The 16,242-nt window shown below is 70.9% G+C and carries 15 protein-coding genes and 2 pseudogenes; 7 read left to right on the top strand and 10 right to left on the bottom strand.

Annotation, left to right across the window (positions count from 1 at the left end):
- A pseudogene (locus tag ADK57_RS34750) lies at window positions 1–178 on the top strand (electron transfer flavoprotein subunit alpha/FixB family protein); the annotation flags it as partial.
- 26 nt (window positions 179–204) lie between these two features.
- Here ADK57_RS34750 and ADK57_RS34755 read toward each other — a convergent pair.
- Window positions 205–1,371: an acyl-CoA dehydrogenase family protein gene (locus tag ADK57_RS34755; RefSeq protein WP_053753655.1), complete on the bottom strand. Its 1,167-nt coding sequence runs from the start codon at window positions 1,369–1,371 to the stop codon at window positions 205–207.
- 102 nt (window positions 1,372–1,473) lie between these two features.
- On the opposite strand from ADK57_RS34755, the pseudogene ADK57_RS34760 reads away from it, so the two are divergent.
- Window positions 1,474–2,938, top strand: a pseudogene (locus ADK57_RS34760) (class I adenylate-forming enzyme family protein).
- 44 nt (window positions 2,939–2,982) lie between these two features.
- Window positions 2,983–3,708 carry an SDR family NAD(P)-dependent oxidoreductase gene (locus ADK57_RS34765; RefSeq protein WP_267890796.1) on the top strand — a complete coding sequence of 242 codons (726 nt, stop codon included), beginning with the start codon at window positions 2,983–2,985 and terminating at the stop codon, window positions 3,706–3,708.
- Window positions 3,709–3,756: 48 nt separating this feature from the next.
- Here the strand turns inward: ADK57_RS34765 and ADK57_RS34770 are convergent, their stop codons facing one another.
- From ADK57_RS34770 to ADK57_RS34790, 5 genes are all read right to left on the bottom strand, one after another.
- Window positions 3,757–4,989, bottom strand: coding sequence for a cytochrome P450 (locus ADK57_RS34770; protein WP_107091717.1), 1,233 nt, complete (start codon window positions 4,987–4,989; stop codon window positions 3,757–3,759).
- Between the two features lie 109 nt (window positions 4,990–5,098).
- The gene (locus ADK57_RS34775) at window positions 5,099–6,370 is read right to left on the bottom strand and encodes a metal-dependent hydrolase family protein (RefSeq protein WP_053753657.1); all 1,272 of its coding nucleotides are present in this window, start codon (window positions 6,368–6,370) and stop codon (window positions 5,099–5,101) included.
- 19 nt (window positions 6,371–6,389) lie between these two features.
- Entirely contained in the window at window positions 6,390–6,719 is a 330-nt protein-coding gene (locus ADK57_RS34780; RefSeq protein WP_053753658.1) for a hypothetical protein, read from the bottom strand.
- An 18-nt stretch (window positions 6,720–6,737) separates the two neighbouring features.
- Window positions 6,738–8,024, bottom strand: a complete 1,287-nt coding sequence (locus ADK57_RS34785) for an aromatic ring-hydroxylating oxygenase subunit alpha (protein WP_053753659.1) — start codon at window positions 8,022–8,024, stop codon at window positions 6,738–6,740.
- 87 nt (window positions 8,025–8,111) lie between these two features.
- A complete protein-coding gene (locus tag ADK57_RS34790; RefSeq protein WP_199830747.1) occupies window positions 8,112–8,978 on the bottom strand; it encodes an NAD(P)-dependent oxidoreductase in 867 nt (288 codons plus the stop codon).
- A 133-nt stretch (window positions 8,979–9,111) separates the two neighbouring features.
- Between ADK57_RS34790 and ADK57_RS34795 the strand changes: the two genes are divergently transcribed.
- Both ADK57_RS34795 and ADK57_RS34800 read left to right on the top strand, forming a co-directional pair.
- Window positions 9,112–10,398 carry a cytochrome P450 gene (locus ADK57_RS34795; RefSeq protein WP_053753660.1) on the top strand — a complete coding sequence of 429 codons (1,287 nt, stop codon included), beginning with the start codon at window positions 9,112–9,114 and terminating at the stop codon, window positions 10,396–10,398.
- Window positions 10,398–10,586, top strand: a complete 189-nt coding sequence (locus tag ADK57_RS34800) for a ferredoxin (protein ID WP_053753661.1) — start codon at window positions 10,398–10,400, stop codon at window positions 10,584–10,586. Before ADK57_RS34795 ends, ADK57_RS34800 begins: the two co-directional genes overlap by 1 nt.
- A gap of 100 nt (window positions 10,587–10,686) precedes the next feature.
- Here the strand turns inward: ADK57_RS34800 and ADK57_RS34805 are convergent, their stop codons facing one another.
- From ADK57_RS34805 to ADK57_RS34815, 3 genes are read right to left on the bottom strand one after another with little or no spacing between them, the layout of a single operon-like run.
- Window positions 10,687–11,532: an SDR family oxidoreductase gene (locus tag ADK57_RS34805; protein ID WP_234390501.1), complete on the bottom strand. Its 846-nt coding sequence runs from the start codon at window positions 11,530–11,532 to the stop codon at window positions 10,687–10,689.
- A complete protein-coding gene (locus tag ADK57_RS34810; protein ID WP_053753662.1) occupies window positions 11,529–11,984 on the bottom strand; it encodes a VOC family protein in 456 nt (151 codons plus the stop codon). Before ADK57_RS34810 ends, ADK57_RS34805 begins: the two co-directional genes overlap by 4 nt.
- Complete coding sequence (locus ADK57_RS34815; RefSeq protein ID WP_053753663.1) at window positions 11,984–12,649, bottom strand: TetR/AcrR family transcriptional regulator; 666 nt, start codon at window positions 12,647–12,649, stop codon at window positions 11,984–11,986. The genes ADK57_RS34810 and ADK57_RS34815 overlap by 1 nt, the downstream gene beginning before the upstream one ends.
- Window positions 12,650–12,686: 37 nt before the next feature.
- Between ADK57_RS34815 and ADK57_RS34820 the strand changes: the two genes are divergently transcribed.
- Together ADK57_RS34820 and ADK57_RS34825 are read left to right on the top strand one after the other, a co-directional pair.
- Complete coding sequence (locus ADK57_RS34820) at window positions 12,687–13,988, top strand: acyl-CoA dehydrogenase family protein (protein WP_053753664.1); 1,302 nt, start codon at window positions 12,687–12,689, stop codon at window positions 13,986–13,988.
- Window positions 13,985–15,004, top strand: a complete 1,020-nt coding sequence (locus tag ADK57_RS34825; protein ID WP_053753665.1) for a phosphotransferase family protein — start codon at window positions 13,985–13,987, stop codon at window positions 15,002–15,004. The genes ADK57_RS34820 and ADK57_RS34825 overlap by 4 nt, the downstream gene beginning before the upstream one ends.
- 12 nt (window positions 15,005–15,016) lie before the next feature.
- Here the strand turns inward: ADK57_RS34825 and ADK57_RS34830 are convergent, their stop codons facing one another.
- Window positions 15,017–16,165 carry an acyl-CoA dehydrogenase family protein gene (locus ADK57_RS34830; RefSeq protein ID WP_053753666.1) on the bottom strand — a complete coding sequence of 383 codons (1,149 nt, stop codon included), beginning with the start codon at window positions 16,163–16,165 and terminating at the stop codon, window positions 15,017–15,019.
- Window positions 16,166–16,242 lie beyond the last annotated feature (77 nt).

Here is a 16,242-nt window from a genome sequence, read left to right on the forward strand (position 1 = left end):
CTCCGGCATCTCCGGCGCGATCCAGCACCGGGCCGGCATGCAGACCTCCAAGACCATCGTGGCGATCAACAAGGACGCCGAGGCCCCGATCTTCGACCTCGTCGACTACGGCGTGGTCGGCGACCTCTTCGACGTCGTCCCCCAGCTCACCGAAGAGATCAACACCCGCAAGGGCTGAACCCGTTCGGGCCGGGGCTGTCCGGGTCAGTACGACCTGGGCAGCCCCAGCACGTGCTGGGACACGTAGTTGAGCACCATCTCCTGGCTGATCGGGGCCAGCCGCAGCAGCCGGGACTCACGGAAGTACCGCTCGACGTGGTACTCGCGGGCGTATCCCATGCCGCCCAGCGTCTGCACGGCCCGGTCCGCGGCCTGGAAACCCGCGTCGGCACAGAGGAACTTGGCCATGTTCGCCTCGCGTCCGCACTCCAGCCCGCGGTCGTAGCGCCAGGCGGCGTTGCGGGCCATGAGCCGGGCCGCGTCGAGCCGGGTCAGGGCCTCGGCCAGGGGGAAGGCGATGCCCTGGTTCTGGCCGATGGGGCGGCCGAAGACGACGCGTTCCCCGGCGTAGCGGGTGGCCGCGTCGAGGGCGGCGCGGCCGAGGCCCACGGCTTCGTGGGCGAGGAGGATGCGCTCGGGGTTGAGGCCGTCGAGCAGATAGCGGAATCCCTCGCCCTCCTCGCCGATCCGGGCGCTCGCCGGGACCCGTAGGCCGTCGATGAAGATCTCGTTGGAGGCCACCGCGTTGCGTCCCATCTTGGGGATGGGCCGGATGTCCATGGCGGTGCGGTCGACGTCGACCAGGAAGACGGAGATTCCCCTGGTCGGCTTGTCGACTTCCGCGCGCGGTGTCGTGCGCGCCAGCAGCACCATCTTCTGGGAGTCGCCCGCCTTGGTGATCCAGATCTTGCGGCCGTCGATGACGTAGTGGTCGCCGTCGCGGCGGGCGAAGGTGGAGATGCTGGTGGTGTCGGTGCCGGCGTCGGGCTCGGTGACCCCGAAGCAGACGTGCAGTTCGCCGGAGGCGGCGTGCGGCAGGACCTCGCGGCGCAGTGCCTCGCTGCCGTGCCGGGCAAGGACGTTGAGGCCGAAGATGGTCAGGTGCATGGTGCTGCAGCCGTTCATCCCGGCTCCCGAGGCGGCCACCTCTTCGAGCAGGAGCGAGGCCTCCAGCACGCCGAGTCCTCCGCCGCCGTACTCCTCGGGCACCGCGATGCCCAGCCAGCCCGCCTTGGCGAAGGCGTCGTAGAAGCTCCAGGGGAACTCTCCCCTCTCGTCCTGCGCGGCCCAGTACCCGGGGCCGAAGGAGGCCGCCAGTTCGCGGACGCCCGCGCGGATGTCCTCCTGCTGCTCGGTCAGCTCGAAATCCACGGGCCGCCCCCTCTGGAGAATGAGGTTTCCTGATACGTAGAATACCGTTCGCGACCGTCGAGAAAGGAAGACCTCGCCTTGAACATCGCGACGCTGCTCGACATGGCCGTGGCCGACGCCCCCGACCGGGTGGCCGTCGGCCCCCGCGGCTCCGGTACGACCTGTGCGCGACTGCGGCGGACGGCCGCGGGCGTGGCGGCCGTCGTCCACGACGCGGGTGCACGGGAGTTGGTGTTCGCGGGGGTCAACGGCCCAGCATTTCCTGTGCTGTTGTTCGGCGCCGCGCTGGCAGGCGTGCCGCTCGTGCCGGTCAACTACCGCCTGTCCGCGGAGGCGTTGACCGCGCTGCTGGGGCACACCGAAAGGCCGATGGTGGTCGCCGACGAGGGGTTGGCGGATGTCTTCGCGGGCACCGGGATCGACGTGCGTACGCCGGATGCGCTGCTGAAGGAAGGGCTCGCGGCCGAGCCGGCCGAAGGGCTGGAGGGCTCTGCGGACGACCCGGCGGTGCTGCTGTTCACCAGCGGCACGACGGCCGCGCCCAAGGCGGCCGTCCTGCGCCACCGCCATCTGACCAGCTACGTCCTGCAGACCGTCGAGTTCGCCTCGGCCGGGCCGGACGACGCGGTGCTGAGCAGCGTTCCGCCGTATCACGTCGCGGGCGTCGGCTCGGTGCTCAGCAATCTCCACGCCGGGCGGCGCATGGTGCACCTCGCCGCCTTCGATCCCGGCACGTGGCTGCGGCTGGTGCGCGCCGAGCGGGTCACCTCCGCGATGCTCGTGCCGACCATGCTGGCCCGGATCGTGGAGCACCTGGAGGGCCGGCCGGCCGACGTGCCCACGCTGCGCTCACTGGCGTACGGCGGCGCCCGGATGCCGCACGCGGTCCTGGAGACCGCCCTGCGCGCCTTTCCCGGCACCGGCTTCACCAACGCCTACGGCCTCACCGAGACCAGCTCCACCATCGCCCTGCTGGGCCCTCAGGAGCACCGCTCGGCCCTCGACTCCGACGATCCGGTGACCCGCGACCGGCTGCGCTCGGCCGGGCGGATGGTCCCGGGCGTTCAGGCGCAGATCCGCGACGAGACCGGTGCCGTACTGCCGCCCGGGACTCCGGGCGAGTTGTGGGTGCGCGGGCCGCAGGTGTCCGGGGAGTACCGGGGCGCCGCCCCGCTGCTCGACGCCGAGGGGTGGTTCCGCACCCGCGATCTCGCCCGCTTCGACGACGACGGCTACCTGTTCGTCGAGGGGCGCGCCGACGACACCATCATCCGCGGCGGGGAGAACATCGCCCCCGCGGAGGTCGAGGACGTCCTGCTGCGGCACCCGGCCGTGCGCGAGGCGGCCGTCGTGGGCGTGCCGGACGATGTGGGGCGAGCGCATCGCCGCCTTCGTGGTCGTACGCGCGGGGGCGGCGGTCGACGCCGAGGACCTGCGCGCCTGGGTGCGCGGCCGGCTGCGCGGCTCCAAGACGCCCGATGTGGTCGTCTTCCGCCCGGAGTTGCCGTACACACCCACCGGAAAGCTGCTGCGGCGCGAGCTGCCGACGACGATGCAGGGAGGCTGAGGCACGTGACGTCCTTCGCGGAGCTCCACGACCTGACGGGCAAGGTGGCGGTGGTGACCGGGGGGTCGCGCGGCATCGGGCGGGCGATCGTGCAGACGCTGGCGGAGGCCGGCGCCGATGTCGTCATCGCCTCGCGCAAGGTCGAGGCGTGCCGGGCGGCGGCCGGGGAGGTGCGTGCCTCGACCGGGCGGCGTGCGGTGGGCGTCGCCTGCCACGTCGGCCGCTGGGGCGACTGCGAGCGGCTCGTCGCCGAGACGCTGGAGGAGTTCGGCCGGCTCGACGTCCTGGTCAACAACGCCGGTATGTCGCCGACTTACGAAAGTCTCGACGCGGTGAGCGAGGAGCTCTACGACAAGACCCTCGCGGTGAATCTGAAGGGGCCGTTCCGCCTGGCGGTCCTCGCCGCGACGCACATGGCGGACCACGGCGGCGGGTCGGTCATCAACATCGGCACGGCCGGATCCCTGCTGGCCAGCGTGCACGAACTGCCGTACGCCTGCGCCAAGGCGGGCCTGAACGCCCTCACCGTGGGCCTGGCGGAGGCGTACGCGCCCAAGGTGCGGGTCAACGCCATCCTGCCGGGGCCGGTCCTCACCGACGCGCACCAGGCGTGGGCGGCCGAGGACTTCGACGCCTCGTTCGTGCCGCTGGGCCGGCTCGGGCAGCCGGACGACGTGGCGCCGCTGGCCCTGCACTTCGCCAGTGCGGCGTCGGCCTTCACCACCGGGGCGATCGTCCGGGTCGACGGTGGGATCACGCGCAAGGTGTGAGCTCCGAGGAGGCGGACCGGCGGCCTCCTCGGAGCAAGCGATGGCCCGTTACCAGGTCACCGGCAGTTCGTAGACGCCGTAGACGAGGCCGTCGTCCTTGAACGGGAGCTTCTCCATGTCGGTGGCCAGGCGCAGCGTCGGGACACGGCGGAAGAGCGTCTGGTAGGCGATCTGGAGCTCGAGGCGGGCCAGCGGCTGCCCCAGGCACTGGTGGATGCCGAAGCCGAAGGCCATGTGGCGGCGGGCGTCCCGGGTGACGTCGAGCCGTTCGGGCTCGGGGAAGTGGCCGGCCTCCCAGTTGCCGGTGGCTCCCGGGATGATGATGCCCTCCCCGGCGCGGATGGCCCGGCCGCCGACCTCGATGTCCTCGAGAGCGAGACGGCGCTGGCCCATGTGCACGATGGTCAGGTAGCGCAGCAGCTCGTCCGCCGCGTCCGCGAGGACCTTCGGGTCGTCGGTGTCGCGCACGATGGCGAGCTGGTCGGGGTGCTCCAGAAGCGCGAGGACCCCCAGGGCGATCATGTTGGCCGAGGTCTCGTGCCCCGCGCCGAGGAGCAGAACGCCGAGCATGGAGGCTTCCAGGCGGGTGAGGTCGCCGGCGTCCATCCTGGCCGCGATGTCGGAGAGCAGGTCTTCGGCGGGGTCGGCGGCCTTCGCGTCGAGCTGGTCCTCCAGGTACTTGAGCTGCGCCACCGTGGCGGCCCGTACCTCCTCGGGGTTCACGTCCCGGCGCAGCCCCACCGAGCTGTTCTCCTGGAAGAACTCGTGGTCCTCGTACGGCACTCCGAGCAGCGCGCAGATCACCAGCGAAGGGAGCGCCAGTGAGAACGCCTCCACCAGGTCGACCGGCTTCGGCCCGGCCAGCATCGCGTCGATCAGGTCGTCGGTCATCTTCTGGATGGTGGGGCGCAGGGCTTCGATGCGCTTGATGGTGAACGCGCCGGTCACCATCCGGCGGATCCGCGCGTGGTCCGGGTCGTCCATGTTGAGGAAGGACGCAGGGGCCTGGGTGACGCTGTTGCGGAAGGCCTCGTTCGAGAAGGGGAAGCCCGGCCTGCCGGTGTCGACGCTGAGGCGCTGGTCGCCGTACAGGGCCCTCTGGTCGTCGTAGCGGGTGACGAGCCAGTGCACGCTGCCGTCCCACAGCCGGACCCTGGAGACCGGGCTCTCGGCGTGCAGTCTCATCATCTCCGGGGGCGGGGCGAACGGGCATCCGGCCGCCCGGGGCATCGGGAAGTCGGGAACGGCCTCGTCCTGCATGTCGGCAAGGGCGTTGGTCATGTCGCTCCTCGGTGGGGGGAGGGGAGTCCACGACAGCGAACCCTGTGAACCTGACATTTTCCCGCCACCCGGCTGACAAGAGATCGATTGGCTGGATCATGCGGTCGGCTCAGAGCGATCCCGTCTCCGGAGAGGGCGGGCGGCGGTACACCTGACCACCTTTCATCACGAACCGGACGTCCTCGGTCACGCCGATGTCCGTGAGCGGGTCGCCTGGCACGGCGATGACGTCGGCCAGCAGGCCGGGCTCCAGGCGGCCCCGGTCGTCCGCCTCGATGAGCTCGGCGGCGACCGTGGTGGCGGCCCGGATCGCCGCCAGCGGGGTCATGCCCCGGTCGACGAGGGCGATCAGCTCCTTCGCGTTGCGGCCGTGCGGGATGGCCGGGGCGTCCGTGCCGCAGGCGACGCGTACCCCGCGCTCGATGGCGAGCCGGATCGTCGCCTTGGCGAGCGGGAACACCTCGGCGGCCTTGGCCTGGAGCTCGGGCGCCGCCTTCGACACGTCCATGCCGTCGGCGATGTAGGTGGTCGCCACCAGGAACGTGCCGCGCTCCACCATCAGGTCGAGGGTCTCGTCGCTCGCGAGAAAGCCGTGCTCGATGCAGTCGATGCCCGCGTCCAGCGCGGCCCGGATCGCCCGGTCCCCCATGCAGTGGGCGGCCACCCTGCGTCCGGCGCGGTGGGCTTCGTCGGCGATCGCGCGCAGCTCCTCGTCGGAGTACTGCTGGGCGCCGGCCGGGCCGGTGTGCGACATGACGCCGTTCGACGCGCAGACCTTGATGAGCCGCGCCCCGTGCTTGATCTGGTAGCGGACGGCCTTGCGCACCTCGTCGACGCCGTTGGCGATGCCCTCCTCGACCGTGAGGGGCATGATGTGCGGCGCGAACGCCTGGAACATCGTGGGGTCCAGGTGTCCGCCGGTGGGCGTGATGGCGTGCCCGGCGGGGACGACCCGCGGCCCGTCGATCCAGCCGAGGTCGACGGCCTTCTGCAGGGCCACGTCGAGCAGGAGCCCGCCCGTCTGCACGAACAGACCGAGGTTGCGTACGGTCGTGAAGCCCGCCCGCAGGGTCCGGCGGGCGTTGGCGACGGCCCGCAGGGTGCGTACGGCGGGGTCGTCCTGCACCGGGTTGAGGGGACTTCGGTGGTCGGGACCGCCGAGCAGGAGGTTGACCTCCATGTCCATCAGCCCGGGCAGCAGGGTCAGATCGCCGAGGTCGATCTCCACGGTGTCCGGCGGGACGGCGGCGGGCGCGACCTCGACGATGCGCTCGCCCTCGATCAACAGGTCCCCGGGGGCGACCAGTTCCCCCTTGTCGACGTCGAGCATGCGGGCGGCACGGAGGCGGACGGGCGGCTGCGGGGTGCGCGGACGGGGCATCAGGCGGCTCCCACGGACGTCATACGGCGGGTTCGAGGACGGCGTCGATGCACGCCGCGCCGGTGTCGGGGACCTTGGGCTGGCGCCAGGCCTCCACCGGGAAGGCGACGGTGACCAGCGCGCAGAACGCCCACAGCAGCCGCTTGTCCGGCTCGGAGATGCCGTCCATGGAAACCTGCTGGAGGTAGTCCGTGCCGGACTCCAGCAGCGGGAACGCCGTGTTGTAGAAGGCGTCGAGCTCGTCCATCGTGCTGGCGATCCGCTTGGCGTAGCGGGCCTTCTCGGTGGGGACGGCCCAGTCGGCGAAGGGTTCCAGGGCGGCGAACTCGGGGGGAAAGACGGTTCCCATACTCAGGATCTCCTCGGGTCAGGACGCGGCCGGGGCGCCGGAGGTGTGCTGCTGGTGCTCGCTGACGTACTGGCGGGCGGTGCTGTGCAGGTGGCGCAGGAGCACCTCCTGGTCGTTGAGCGGGAACTCCCGTACCGCGCGCGACTCGAGCATGGTCTGCGTCGCCTCCAGGGTGTTGGCGTCCTGGAGGCCGTACTCCTTGAACGACACGGCGGCCAGCTCCTGCTGCAACCGCTGGAAGGCGTTCTCCGGGGGGACGAAGTAGCAGGTCGCCTCGAAGATGTGGGTGTTGTACGCGGTGGGCCAGTAGTGGTAGGTCAGCACCCAGTTCGGCCGCCAGATCAGCAGCATGAAGTTGGGGAAGAAGACGAACGAGTCCATGCCCCAGCGCCGGTCCCGGGTCGGGTTGATCGCCGGCGGCAGCTCCTGGGTGGCCAGGCCGATGTCCGGTGCCTCCCAGGGGCCGAACAGGCCGCTGCGCAGGGCGGCTTCGATGGGCTTGACCATCGTGCGGTCGTGCGGCGGGGCGATGCCGCCCCAGGAGGACACCATGCTGTGCGGGCCGTCGGTGTCGTAGTGCAGCGCCTCGTAGCCGTACTTCTGGATCTTGCGGGCCTCGTCGGAGACGTACTGGCCGGCGTGCAGGATCGGCGCGTGGTAGAACTCGGCGAACGCGTCGATGAACAGCTTCCAGTTGGCGCCGATCTCGGCCCGGTACTTGTGGGCCTGGGTCATCTTGTGGAACGGATAGCCCTCGATGCCGTGGGCGAACTCGCCCAGGTACTCCCTGAGGGGCGTGGTGTTCTCCGGGTCGAGGTTCACGAAGACGAACCCCTCCCAGACGTCGGTCTGGACCTTCTGGAGCCCGTACTTCGACTTGTCGAGGTCGAAGAACTCCTGCTCCTGCTGGACGAAGGCCAGTTGGCCTTCGAGGTCGTAGCGCCAGGCGTGGTACTTGCAGGTGAACTGGCGGCAGACCCCGCTGGTCTCCTCGCGCGGAAAGTCGTTCCACACGAGCTTGTTGCCGCGGTGCCGGCACACGTTGTGGAAGGCCCGCACCTCGTCGTCCGTGCCCCGCGCCACGATCACCGAGGTTCCGGCCGCGTCCAGCTCCTTGGTGAAGAAGCTGCCCCGCTTGGGGAGTTGCTCCACGCGGCCGACGTTCAGCCAGGTCCGCTTGAAGATCGCGTCCCGCTCCAGCTCGTAGTGCTCGGGCGTGATCGAGTCCTCGTACGAGACCGGCTCCGTGTCGATCTTGAGGTGTTCGGTCCAGCTGCCCTCGTCGGGCTTCTTGAAGTGCGCCATGGGGTCTGGCCCTTCAGTCGACGGTACGGAGGAGCGATAATCTTCGTCTCTCTCAAAGAGAATCGTATTCTCGCTTGTGAACGGCAGTCAAGAAGCCTCCGTGAAGGGGAAGATCCGGGTGAAGTCCACCCCGGGTTCGGCTGCCGCGAACCGTTCCCAGAGCGCCGCGGTGACCTGCCCGATCGCGACCGGGCCGCCCTTCTCCCCGGCCTCGCGCAGATAGAGCCGTATGTCCTTGGCCATGAGGGAGTTGGTGAAGCCGGCGGCATAGCGCCCGGTCACGACGTGGCGGGGGAACTTGTCGTCCGTCGCGGCGCTGCGGCCGCTGGAGCCGTTCAGCACGTCGAGCATCGTGGCCATGTCGAGCCCCGCGGAGAGGCCGAAGGCGACGGCCTCGCTGGTGGCGGCGAGGGTCACGGCGGACAGGAAGTTGTTGGCGAGCTTGAGCGCCTGGGCCATGCCCGGGCGCTCACCGACGCGGTGGCGGCGGTCGCTCAGACCGGCCAGTACACCCTCGGCGCCGGAACAGGCCTCGTCGGTGCCCGCGTACATGACCGTGAGAGTGCGGGCCCGGGCGCCTGCCACGCCACCCGAGACCGGGGCGTCGACGTGACCGATTCCCTCCTCGGCCAGCAGCGCGGCGACCGCGCGGGCGGCACTCACGCCGATCGTCGAGGTGTCGACCACGCACCGGACGCGGCGGGCCGCGGCGGCAAGGACCTCGCGGGCCACCTTCTCGGACACGGCCCCGTCGGGGAGGCTGAGCACCACCACGTCGGCACGCCGGGCGACTTCGGCGACCGAGGGCACATGTATCGCGCCTGCGGGGGACCGCGCCGGGCCGAGGGCGTCGTGCGTGACGACCCGGTGGCCGGTGTGCACCAGGTTCGCGGCCAGGACACTGCCCATGTTGCCGAGGCCCACGCATCCGACGGTCTTCTCGGTCTCTTCCACGGGTCTCCCTGGGTGGGCGATGAAGAAGCGAGAATGTCACTCTCTCAAATGCGCAGGTGAGATTCCAGCATGCGGAGAATTGTGCTACCGTTCCTCGTCGCCAGGGTGCCGACGAGAAGGAGTCGAACAGACCGTGACCGACTTCGAGGCGATGGACTTCTTCCGGGACGAGCGGCTCGTCGCGGACCCCTATCCGTACTTCGACGCCCTGCGCGGACAGTGCCCCGTGAAGCGCGAGAACCACCACGACGTGATGATGGTGACCGGGTACGACGAGGCGGTGCACGTCTACAACGACACCGAGGCCTTCTCCTCGTGCACCTCGGTCACCGGCCCCTTTCCCGGGTTCCCGGTCCCGCTGGAGGGACTGGAGGGCGACGACGTCAGCGAGCTCATCGAACAGCACCGCGACGAACTCCCCATGAGCGACCAGCTCCCCACCATGGACCCGCCCCGGCACACCGATCACCGCGCGCTGCTGATGCGGCTGATCACGCCCAAGCGCCTCAAGGAGAACGAGGCGTCCATGTGGCACCTCGCCGACGGGCTCCTGGACACCTATCTCGCCCCGGGCGAGGGCGAGTTCATCGGCGGCTTCGCCGGCCCCTTCACCCTGCTCGTCATCGCCGACCTGCTCGGCGTGCCCGAGGAGGACCGCCAGGAGTTCATGGAGCACATCCAGCACCGGCCGCGCACGGAGGCCGGCGTCGGGAGCACCGGCGACGACACGCTGCACCACTCGCCGCTGGAGTTCCTCTACGGCCGTTTCGCGGCGTACGTCGAGGACCGCCGCCGCGACCCCCGTGAGGACGTGCTCACGGGCCTGGCCACCGCGACCTTCCCGGACGGTTCGACGCCCGCGGTCGCGGACGTGGTCCGCGTCGCCGCCAACCTGTTCGCGGCGGGCCAGGAAACCACTGTCCGGCTCCTCGGATCCGCGCTCCGGCTCCTCGCCGAACGACCCGAGCCGCAACGGCTGTTGCGCGCCGAGCGCGAGCGCATCCCGAACTTCGTCGAGGAGACGCTGCGGGCGGAGAGCCCGGTCAAGGGCGACTTCCGGCTGTCGAAGCGGGCGACCACCGTCGGCGGGGTCGCCGTCCCGGCCGGCACCACGCTGATGGTGCTGAACGGGGCCGCCAACCGCGATCCGCGCCAGTTCGAGGATCCGGGGGCCTTCGACGTCGGCCGGGCGAACGTGCGCCGGCACCTCGCCTTCGGCCGGGGAATCCACACCTGCCCGGGCGCACCGCTGGCCCGCGCCGAGGCCCGGGTGGCCATCGAGCGGCTTCTGGACCGTACGTCCGACATCAGGATCGCCGAGTCCGTGCACGGCCCCGCGGACGCCCGCCGCTTCCCGTACGTGCCGACCTTCATCCTGCGGGGCCTGACCCATCTGAACCTGGAGTGGGGCGAGGCCTGATGAAGGTCTCCGTCGACGACGACCGCTGCCGGGGCCACGGGGTCTGCTGCACCCTGTGCCCCGAGGTCTTCGAGCTCAGCGACGCCGGCTACACCGTGGTCGAAACCCCTGACGTACCCGCCGAGTTCGAGGAAGCGGTCCGCTCCGCGGCCGGCATGTGCCCCGAGCGCGCCATCACCGTGAGCTGAGGAGGGCCGCGCCGAAGGCGTAGGTCACCTTCGGGCCAGGCCCCTGGGGCACGCGGCGGCCCACACCGACGCGGTGATCGTGACCGGCTTCCAGTTGCCCTCACGTCCTGAGTGACAGTGCCGCGCACACCCCGCCGTCGACGAGGATGTCGACGCCGGTGAGGAAGGAAGCCTCGTCCGACAGCAGGAAGGCCACCACCGCGGCGAGTTCCTCGGCGCGGCCTTCCCGCCCGAGGGCCGACTGCTCCGACAGCACCTTCATCGACGGGTGGTGGGCCGCCTCCTGCCGCCCCTGCGGGGTGGCGACGATGCCGGGCGACACCGCGCACACCCGCGCCCCGACCTGCCCGAGGCGTACCGCTTCCCGCTGGACGAAGCGCTGCACTCCGCGTTTGGCCCAGGTGTAGGCCACGCCAGGGTCCTCGACCGCCGGCCCGACCTCGTCGCGGAGCCGGTCGAGGAAGCCCTCGTCCAGCGGGTCGGCCAGGACCGACTCCGCCGCGGGGTTCGGCTCGACGGGAGCGAGGTGGGCCGCCATCGAGGCGAAGCACACCATCGCCGTACCCTCGGTGGCGAGCGGTCGCAGCGCCTCGGCCAGCAGTGCCGTACCGACGAGGTCGACCAGGAGGATGCGGCGCCAGTCCGCCATGGTGGGCGAGATGCCGGCGGCGTGGGCCACGGCCCGGAGGGTGCCCAGTTCGCGGGTGCGGGCGGCGAGCCGGGCAAGGCCCTCGCCGTCGGTGACGTCCAGGACGAAGGGCTCGACCACAGCTCTCTGCCCGGAGGCCGACAGGTCCCGGGCCGCGGCGGTCACCGTCGGCTCGTCCAGGTCGACCAGCAGCAGCCGGTCCACCATGCCGGTCAGTCGCCGCCCGCACTCCAGCCCCATCCCGCGGCCGGCGCCGGTCGCGATCCCCACGGTCGTCATCCGTTCCTCCTTCGTCACGAGGGCTTCCTTCCGGTGGCCCAGTACCGCTCCAGCACCGGCTGCAGCGCCCGGGTCACGAGTTCGATGCGCGGGCCGGTGCTCCCGCGGTGGAACGCCCAGTACGGGGTGCCGTCGGGGCGCGTGCCGAGGGCTTCGAGCGGGTGGCCGCGCCGGGTGAGCCGGGCCGAGTCGGCGGTCACGTCGTCGGACCAGTAACCGAGGTGGTGGACACCGGAGTCGGCGGGCGTCCAGAGGGTCCCCCGGATGCTCTGGACGAGCTCCACCCGGGGCGTCGACATCGAGTACGTGGACCTGAGGTCGAGGACCGCGTCACCGGCCGGAAGGCCGACCTGTGACGGCGCGCCGATCGCCTCGCACCACGCGTACCCGAACACCTCCGCGAGCTCGGCCGACGCCGCCGCGAGGTCGTCGACGACGATGCCGACGTGGAACTGGTCGGTGGCTTTCATCAGTACGCCCCTTCGTCGCACCCCGGCCGGGTGCCCGTGCGCAGGCAGAACCGGACGATGTGGTCGACCTCGGCACCAGTGGGCCGGACCCGTTGCCACAGGTGGTCGGCGAGCTTGCCCACGGTCGCGTGCGCGGCGAGGGACGCGTCCAGGTCGGGGTCGGCGCTGCCGAGTTCGGCGTACGGCTCGCGCAGCAGCGTCGCCAGCGGGCCGGCGGCCGACGGTGGGCCCGCCGTGAACCGCTCCCCCACGCTGCCCGCGTTCCACATGACGGCCAGCGTCGTCGCCGCGATCTCCTCGTCCATCGCCTGCGAGAGGACACCCTCCGCCCAGCGCCGCACCCTGCCTTCCGGGGTGGCCTCCTTGGCCATCTGATGGGCGATGTAGCCGCGCAGGCGCTCGGCGCCGTCCTCCATGATCGCGGCGACCAGTGCGTCCTTCGACGGGAAGTGCCGGTAGAACGCCTCGTTCGACAACCCGGCCGCCGCCACGATGTCGGCGACGCGCGGCCGGGACGCGGTGCCGCAGCCCCGCATGACGTCCAGCGCGGCGTCGAGCAGTGCGCGCACCTCGGACGCGTAGTGGGCGCCACGCCTGGCCAGCGCGCGCTGCGCGATCCGGTCCGCAACGTCGTTCCGCGTCGGGGGAATTGTGTTCTCTTTCATGAGAACGCTATTCTGACAGCCGCCGGAAGGAGACACAATGTCGTGGGACTTCGAAACCGACCCGGACTATCAGGCTCAGCTGGACTGGGCCGACCGGTTCGTGCGCGAGGAGGTCGAGCCCCTCGATCTCCTGTGGGACGGCCTGCAGTTCACACCGCCCGACGACACCCTCCGCCGGGTCCTCGACCCGCTGAAGAAGGAGGTGCGCGCCCACGGCCTGTGGGCGACGCACCTCGGCCCCGAACTCGGCGGCGAGGGCCACGGACAGGTCAGGCTCTGCCTGCTCAACGAGATCCTGGGCCGCTCCTCCTGGGCCCCGGTCGTCTTCGGCTGCCAGGCCCCGGACACCGGCAACGCCGAGATCCTCGCCCACTACGGCACCGAGGCGCAGAAGGAGCGCTATCTGCGCCCGCTGCTCGACGGCGAGATCTTCTCCTGCTACTCGATGACGGAGCCGCAGGCCGGCTCCGACCCCAAGGAGTTCACCACCCGGGCGGTGCGGAGCGGCGACCACTGGGTGGTCAACGGCTGGAAGTACTTCTCCTCGAACGCGAGGACGGCCGCCTTCTTCATCGTCATGGCGGTGACGGACCCGGACGGGGACCCGTACAAGAGCATGTCGATGTTCCTGGTCCCGGCCGAGACCCCCGGCATCGTCATCGAACGCAACGTCGCTCTCGCGGGCGAGCCCGAGGAACGCGGTTCGCACGCGCTCGTCCACTACCAGGACGTACGGGTGCCCGCGGACGCGCTGCTCGGCGGTGAGGGCCAGGCCTTCGTGATCGCCCAGACACGGCTCGGCGGCGGGCGGATCCACCACGCCATGCGGTCGATCGGGCTGGCGAGGAAGGCTTTCGACATGATGTGCGAGCGGGCGCTGAGCCGTCGGACGCAGGGCGGTGTGCTGGCCGACAAGCAGTTCGTGCAGGGGCACATCGCCGACTCGTACGCACAGCTCACACAGTTCCGGCTGGCCGTGCTGCACACCGCCTGGCAGATCGACAAGTACAACGACTACCGCAAGGTCCGCAAGGACATCGCCATGGTCAAGACGCAACTGCCCGCGGTGCTGCACGACATCGCGCACCGGGCGATCCAGGTCCACGGCGCGCTCGGCGTGAGCGGCGACATGCCCCTGTTCCGGATGCTGCTGGGCGCCAGCGTCCTCGGCATCGCCGACGGTCCGACCGAGGTCCACAAGGTCACGGTCGCCCGGCAGGTGCTGCGCGGCTACCAGGCGAGCGACGACCTGTGGCCCAGCGGGTACCTGCCCACGCGAGTGGCCGCGGCGCGCGCCAAGTACGCGGAGTTCCTGGACGACGAGGCGGTCGGCCGATGATCGACGTCGAGCGGCTGGCCGGCTGGCTGGACGAGTCCGGGCTTCCCGGGAAGGGGGAGCCGATCGAGCAGCGGTACGTCTCCGGCGGCGCGCAGAACGAGATCTACGAGATCCGCCGCGGCGAACTCCACTGCGCCCTGCGCATCCCGCCGCCCGCCGCACCGGCCGCCCGGGACGAGGGCATCCTGCGGGAGTGGCGGATCACCGAGGCGCTGAACGGCACGGACGTCCCGCACACCGAGGCGGTCGCCGTGTGCACGGACGCCGCGGTGCTGGGCCGGACGTTCTATCTGATGGAGTTCGTCGACGGCTGGTCCCCCATGGGCGTGCGCGGCTGGCCGGAGCCCTTCGACACGGACCTCGCGGCACGGGCGGGCCTGGCCTACCGGCTGGCCGAGGGAATCGCCCTGCTGTCCCGGGTGGACTGGCGGGCGAAGGGGCTGCACGACCTGGGGCGCCCCGACGGCTTCCACGAGCGCCAGGTCGACCGCTGGACCCGCTACCTGGACCGGATCAAGGGCCGTGAGCTGCCCGGCTTCGACGTCGCCGCCGCGTGGCTGCGCGCCCACAAGCCACTCGACTACGTCCCCGGCCTCATGCACGGCGACTACCAGTTCGCCAACGTCATGTACCGCCACGGCGCCCCGGCCAGGCTCGCCGCGATCGTCGACTGGGAGATGGGCACCGTCGGCGACCCCAAGCTGGACCTCGCCTGGATGCTCCGCGGCTGGCCCGAGGACACCGACGCGCCCGAGGCGGCCACCGCCCTGTACGTCGACCTGACGGGCATGCCGTCGCGTTCGGCGCTCATCCGGCACTACGCCGAGGTGTCGGGCCGGCAGGTCGACGACATGGACTACTACGACGTCCTCGCCCAGTGGAAGCTGGCCGTCGTCCTGGAACAGGGCTACCAACGGGCCGGCGACAACGAGAAGTTGCAGGCCTTCGGCCCGCTGGTCCTGCAACTCATGCAGGGCGCTGCCGAGTTGGCGGAGACGACACGCTACGGGCGGTAGCCAGCGACAGCCTCACAGCCCCAGCGACTTGGCGATGATCACTTTCATCACCTCGCTCGTGCCGGCGTAGATGCGGGTGATGCGGGCGTCGGCGTACAGCCGGGATGTCGGATACTCCGCCATGTAGCCGTAGCCGCCGAAGAGCTGGAGGCAGCGGTCGACGGCGCGGGCCTGCATCTCCGTGCAGAACAGCTTGACCTTCGCCGCGTCGGGGCCGGACAGGTCACCCGCCACCAGTTCGAGGACCGCCCGGTCCAGCATCGCCTGGGCGGCCTCGATCTCGGCGGCGACGGCGGCGAGTTCGAACTTCGTGTTCTGGAAGGACGCCAGAGGCTTTCCGAAGACCTCGCGGTCCTTGACGTAGGCGATCGTCGTGTCGAGGGCGGCCCGCGCCTGTGCGACCGAGCCGACCGCGACCGTCATCCGCTCCTGGGGCAGGTTGTGGCCCAGATAGCCGAAGGCCGCCCCCTCCTCCCCCAGCCGGTTCGCCACCGGTACGCGTACGTCGCCGAAGGCCAGTTCGACGGTGTCCTGGGCCTTGATGCCCATCTTGTCGAGCACCCGTCCCCGGGTGAACCCGGGCATCCCGTCCTCGACGACCAGCAGGGTCAGACCCCCGCGTCGGTCGCCGGGGTCCGTCGAGGTGCGCGCCACCACGATGACCAGATCGGCGAGCAGGCCGCCGGTGATGAACGTCTTGGCACCGTTCAGGACATACGCGTCGCCCTCGCGTACGGCGGTGGTGCGGATGCCCGCGAGGTCGGAGCCCGTGCCGGGTTCGGTCATGGCGACGGCGGTGAGCAGCTTCCCGGCGGCGAGCCCGGGGAACCAGCGCCGGCGCTGTGCCTCGTCGGCGTAGGCGAGGAAGTACGGCAGGACGACGTCGAGTTGGGTGCGGACCGTGCCGAGGGTGACCAGGGCACGGGCCGCTTCTTCCTGCAGGACGACGTTGTAGCGGTAGTCGTCGAGGCCGGTCCCTCCATACTCCTCGGGGATCGCCATGCCCAGCAGTCCGAGCGAGCCGAGCTGTTCGAACACCGATCGCGGCAGACGGCCGTCCTTCTCCCAGGCGGCGTAGTTCGGCACGACCTCCCTGGCCACGAACTCCCTCACCAGCTTGCGGAATTCCTGGTGGTCGGTGTCGAAGACTTCTCGGCGCACGATGCCCCCTGTCGGTCGACGAGCGCGGCGCCGGCCGTGCCGCCGCCCGCGCACGTGGTCCGCAGTGTCGCTCGGCC

It is taken from the genome of Streptomyces sp. MMG1533, from assembly GCF_001279775.1.
In the GTDB taxonomy this organism is placed as follows: Bacteria; Actinomycetota; Actinomycetes; order Streptomycetales; family Streptomycetaceae; genus Streptomyces.

What these genes read in the sequence shown, in the direction of transcription:
- ADK57_RS34770 (WP_107091717.1), bottom strand. Translation starts at nt 4,989, where the DNA reads ATGACCAACGCCCTTGCCGACATGCAGGACGAGGCCGTTCCCGACTTC.
- ADK57_RS34775 (WP_053753657.1), bottom strand. Translation starts at nt 6,370, where the DNA reads ATGCCCCGTCCGCGCACCCCGCAGCCGCCCGTCCGCCTCCGTGCCGCC.
- ADK57_RS34780 (WP_053753658.1), bottom strand. Translation starts at nt 6,719, where the DNA reads ATGGGAACCGTCTTTCCCCCCGAGTTCGCCGCCCTGGAACCCTTCGCC.
- ADK57_RS34785 (WP_053753659.1), bottom strand. Translation starts at nt 8,024, where the DNA reads ATGGCGCACTTCAAGAAGCCCGACGAGGGCAGCTGGACCGAACACCTC.
- ADK57_RS34800 (WP_053753661.1), top strand. Translation starts at nt 10,398, where the DNA reads ATGAAGGTCTCCGTCGACGACGACCGCTGCCGGGGCCACGGGGTCTGC.
- ADK57_RS34810 (WP_053753662.1), bottom strand. Translation starts at nt 11,984, where the DNA reads ATGAAAGCCACCGACCAGTTCCACGTCGGCATCGTCGTCGACGACCTC.
- ADK57_RS34815 (WP_053753663.1), bottom strand. Translation starts at nt 12,649, where the DNA reads ATGAAAGAGAACACAATTCCCCCGACGCGGAACGACGTTGCGGACCGG.
- ADK57_RS34820 (WP_053753664.1), top strand. Translation starts at nt 12,687, where the DNA reads ATGTCGTGGGACTTCGAAACCGACCCGGACTATCAGGCTCAGCTGGAC.
- ADK57_RS34825 (WP_053753665.1), top strand. Translation starts at nt 13,985, where the DNA reads ATGATCGACGTCGAGCGGCTGGCCGGCTGGCTGGACGAGTCCGGGCTT.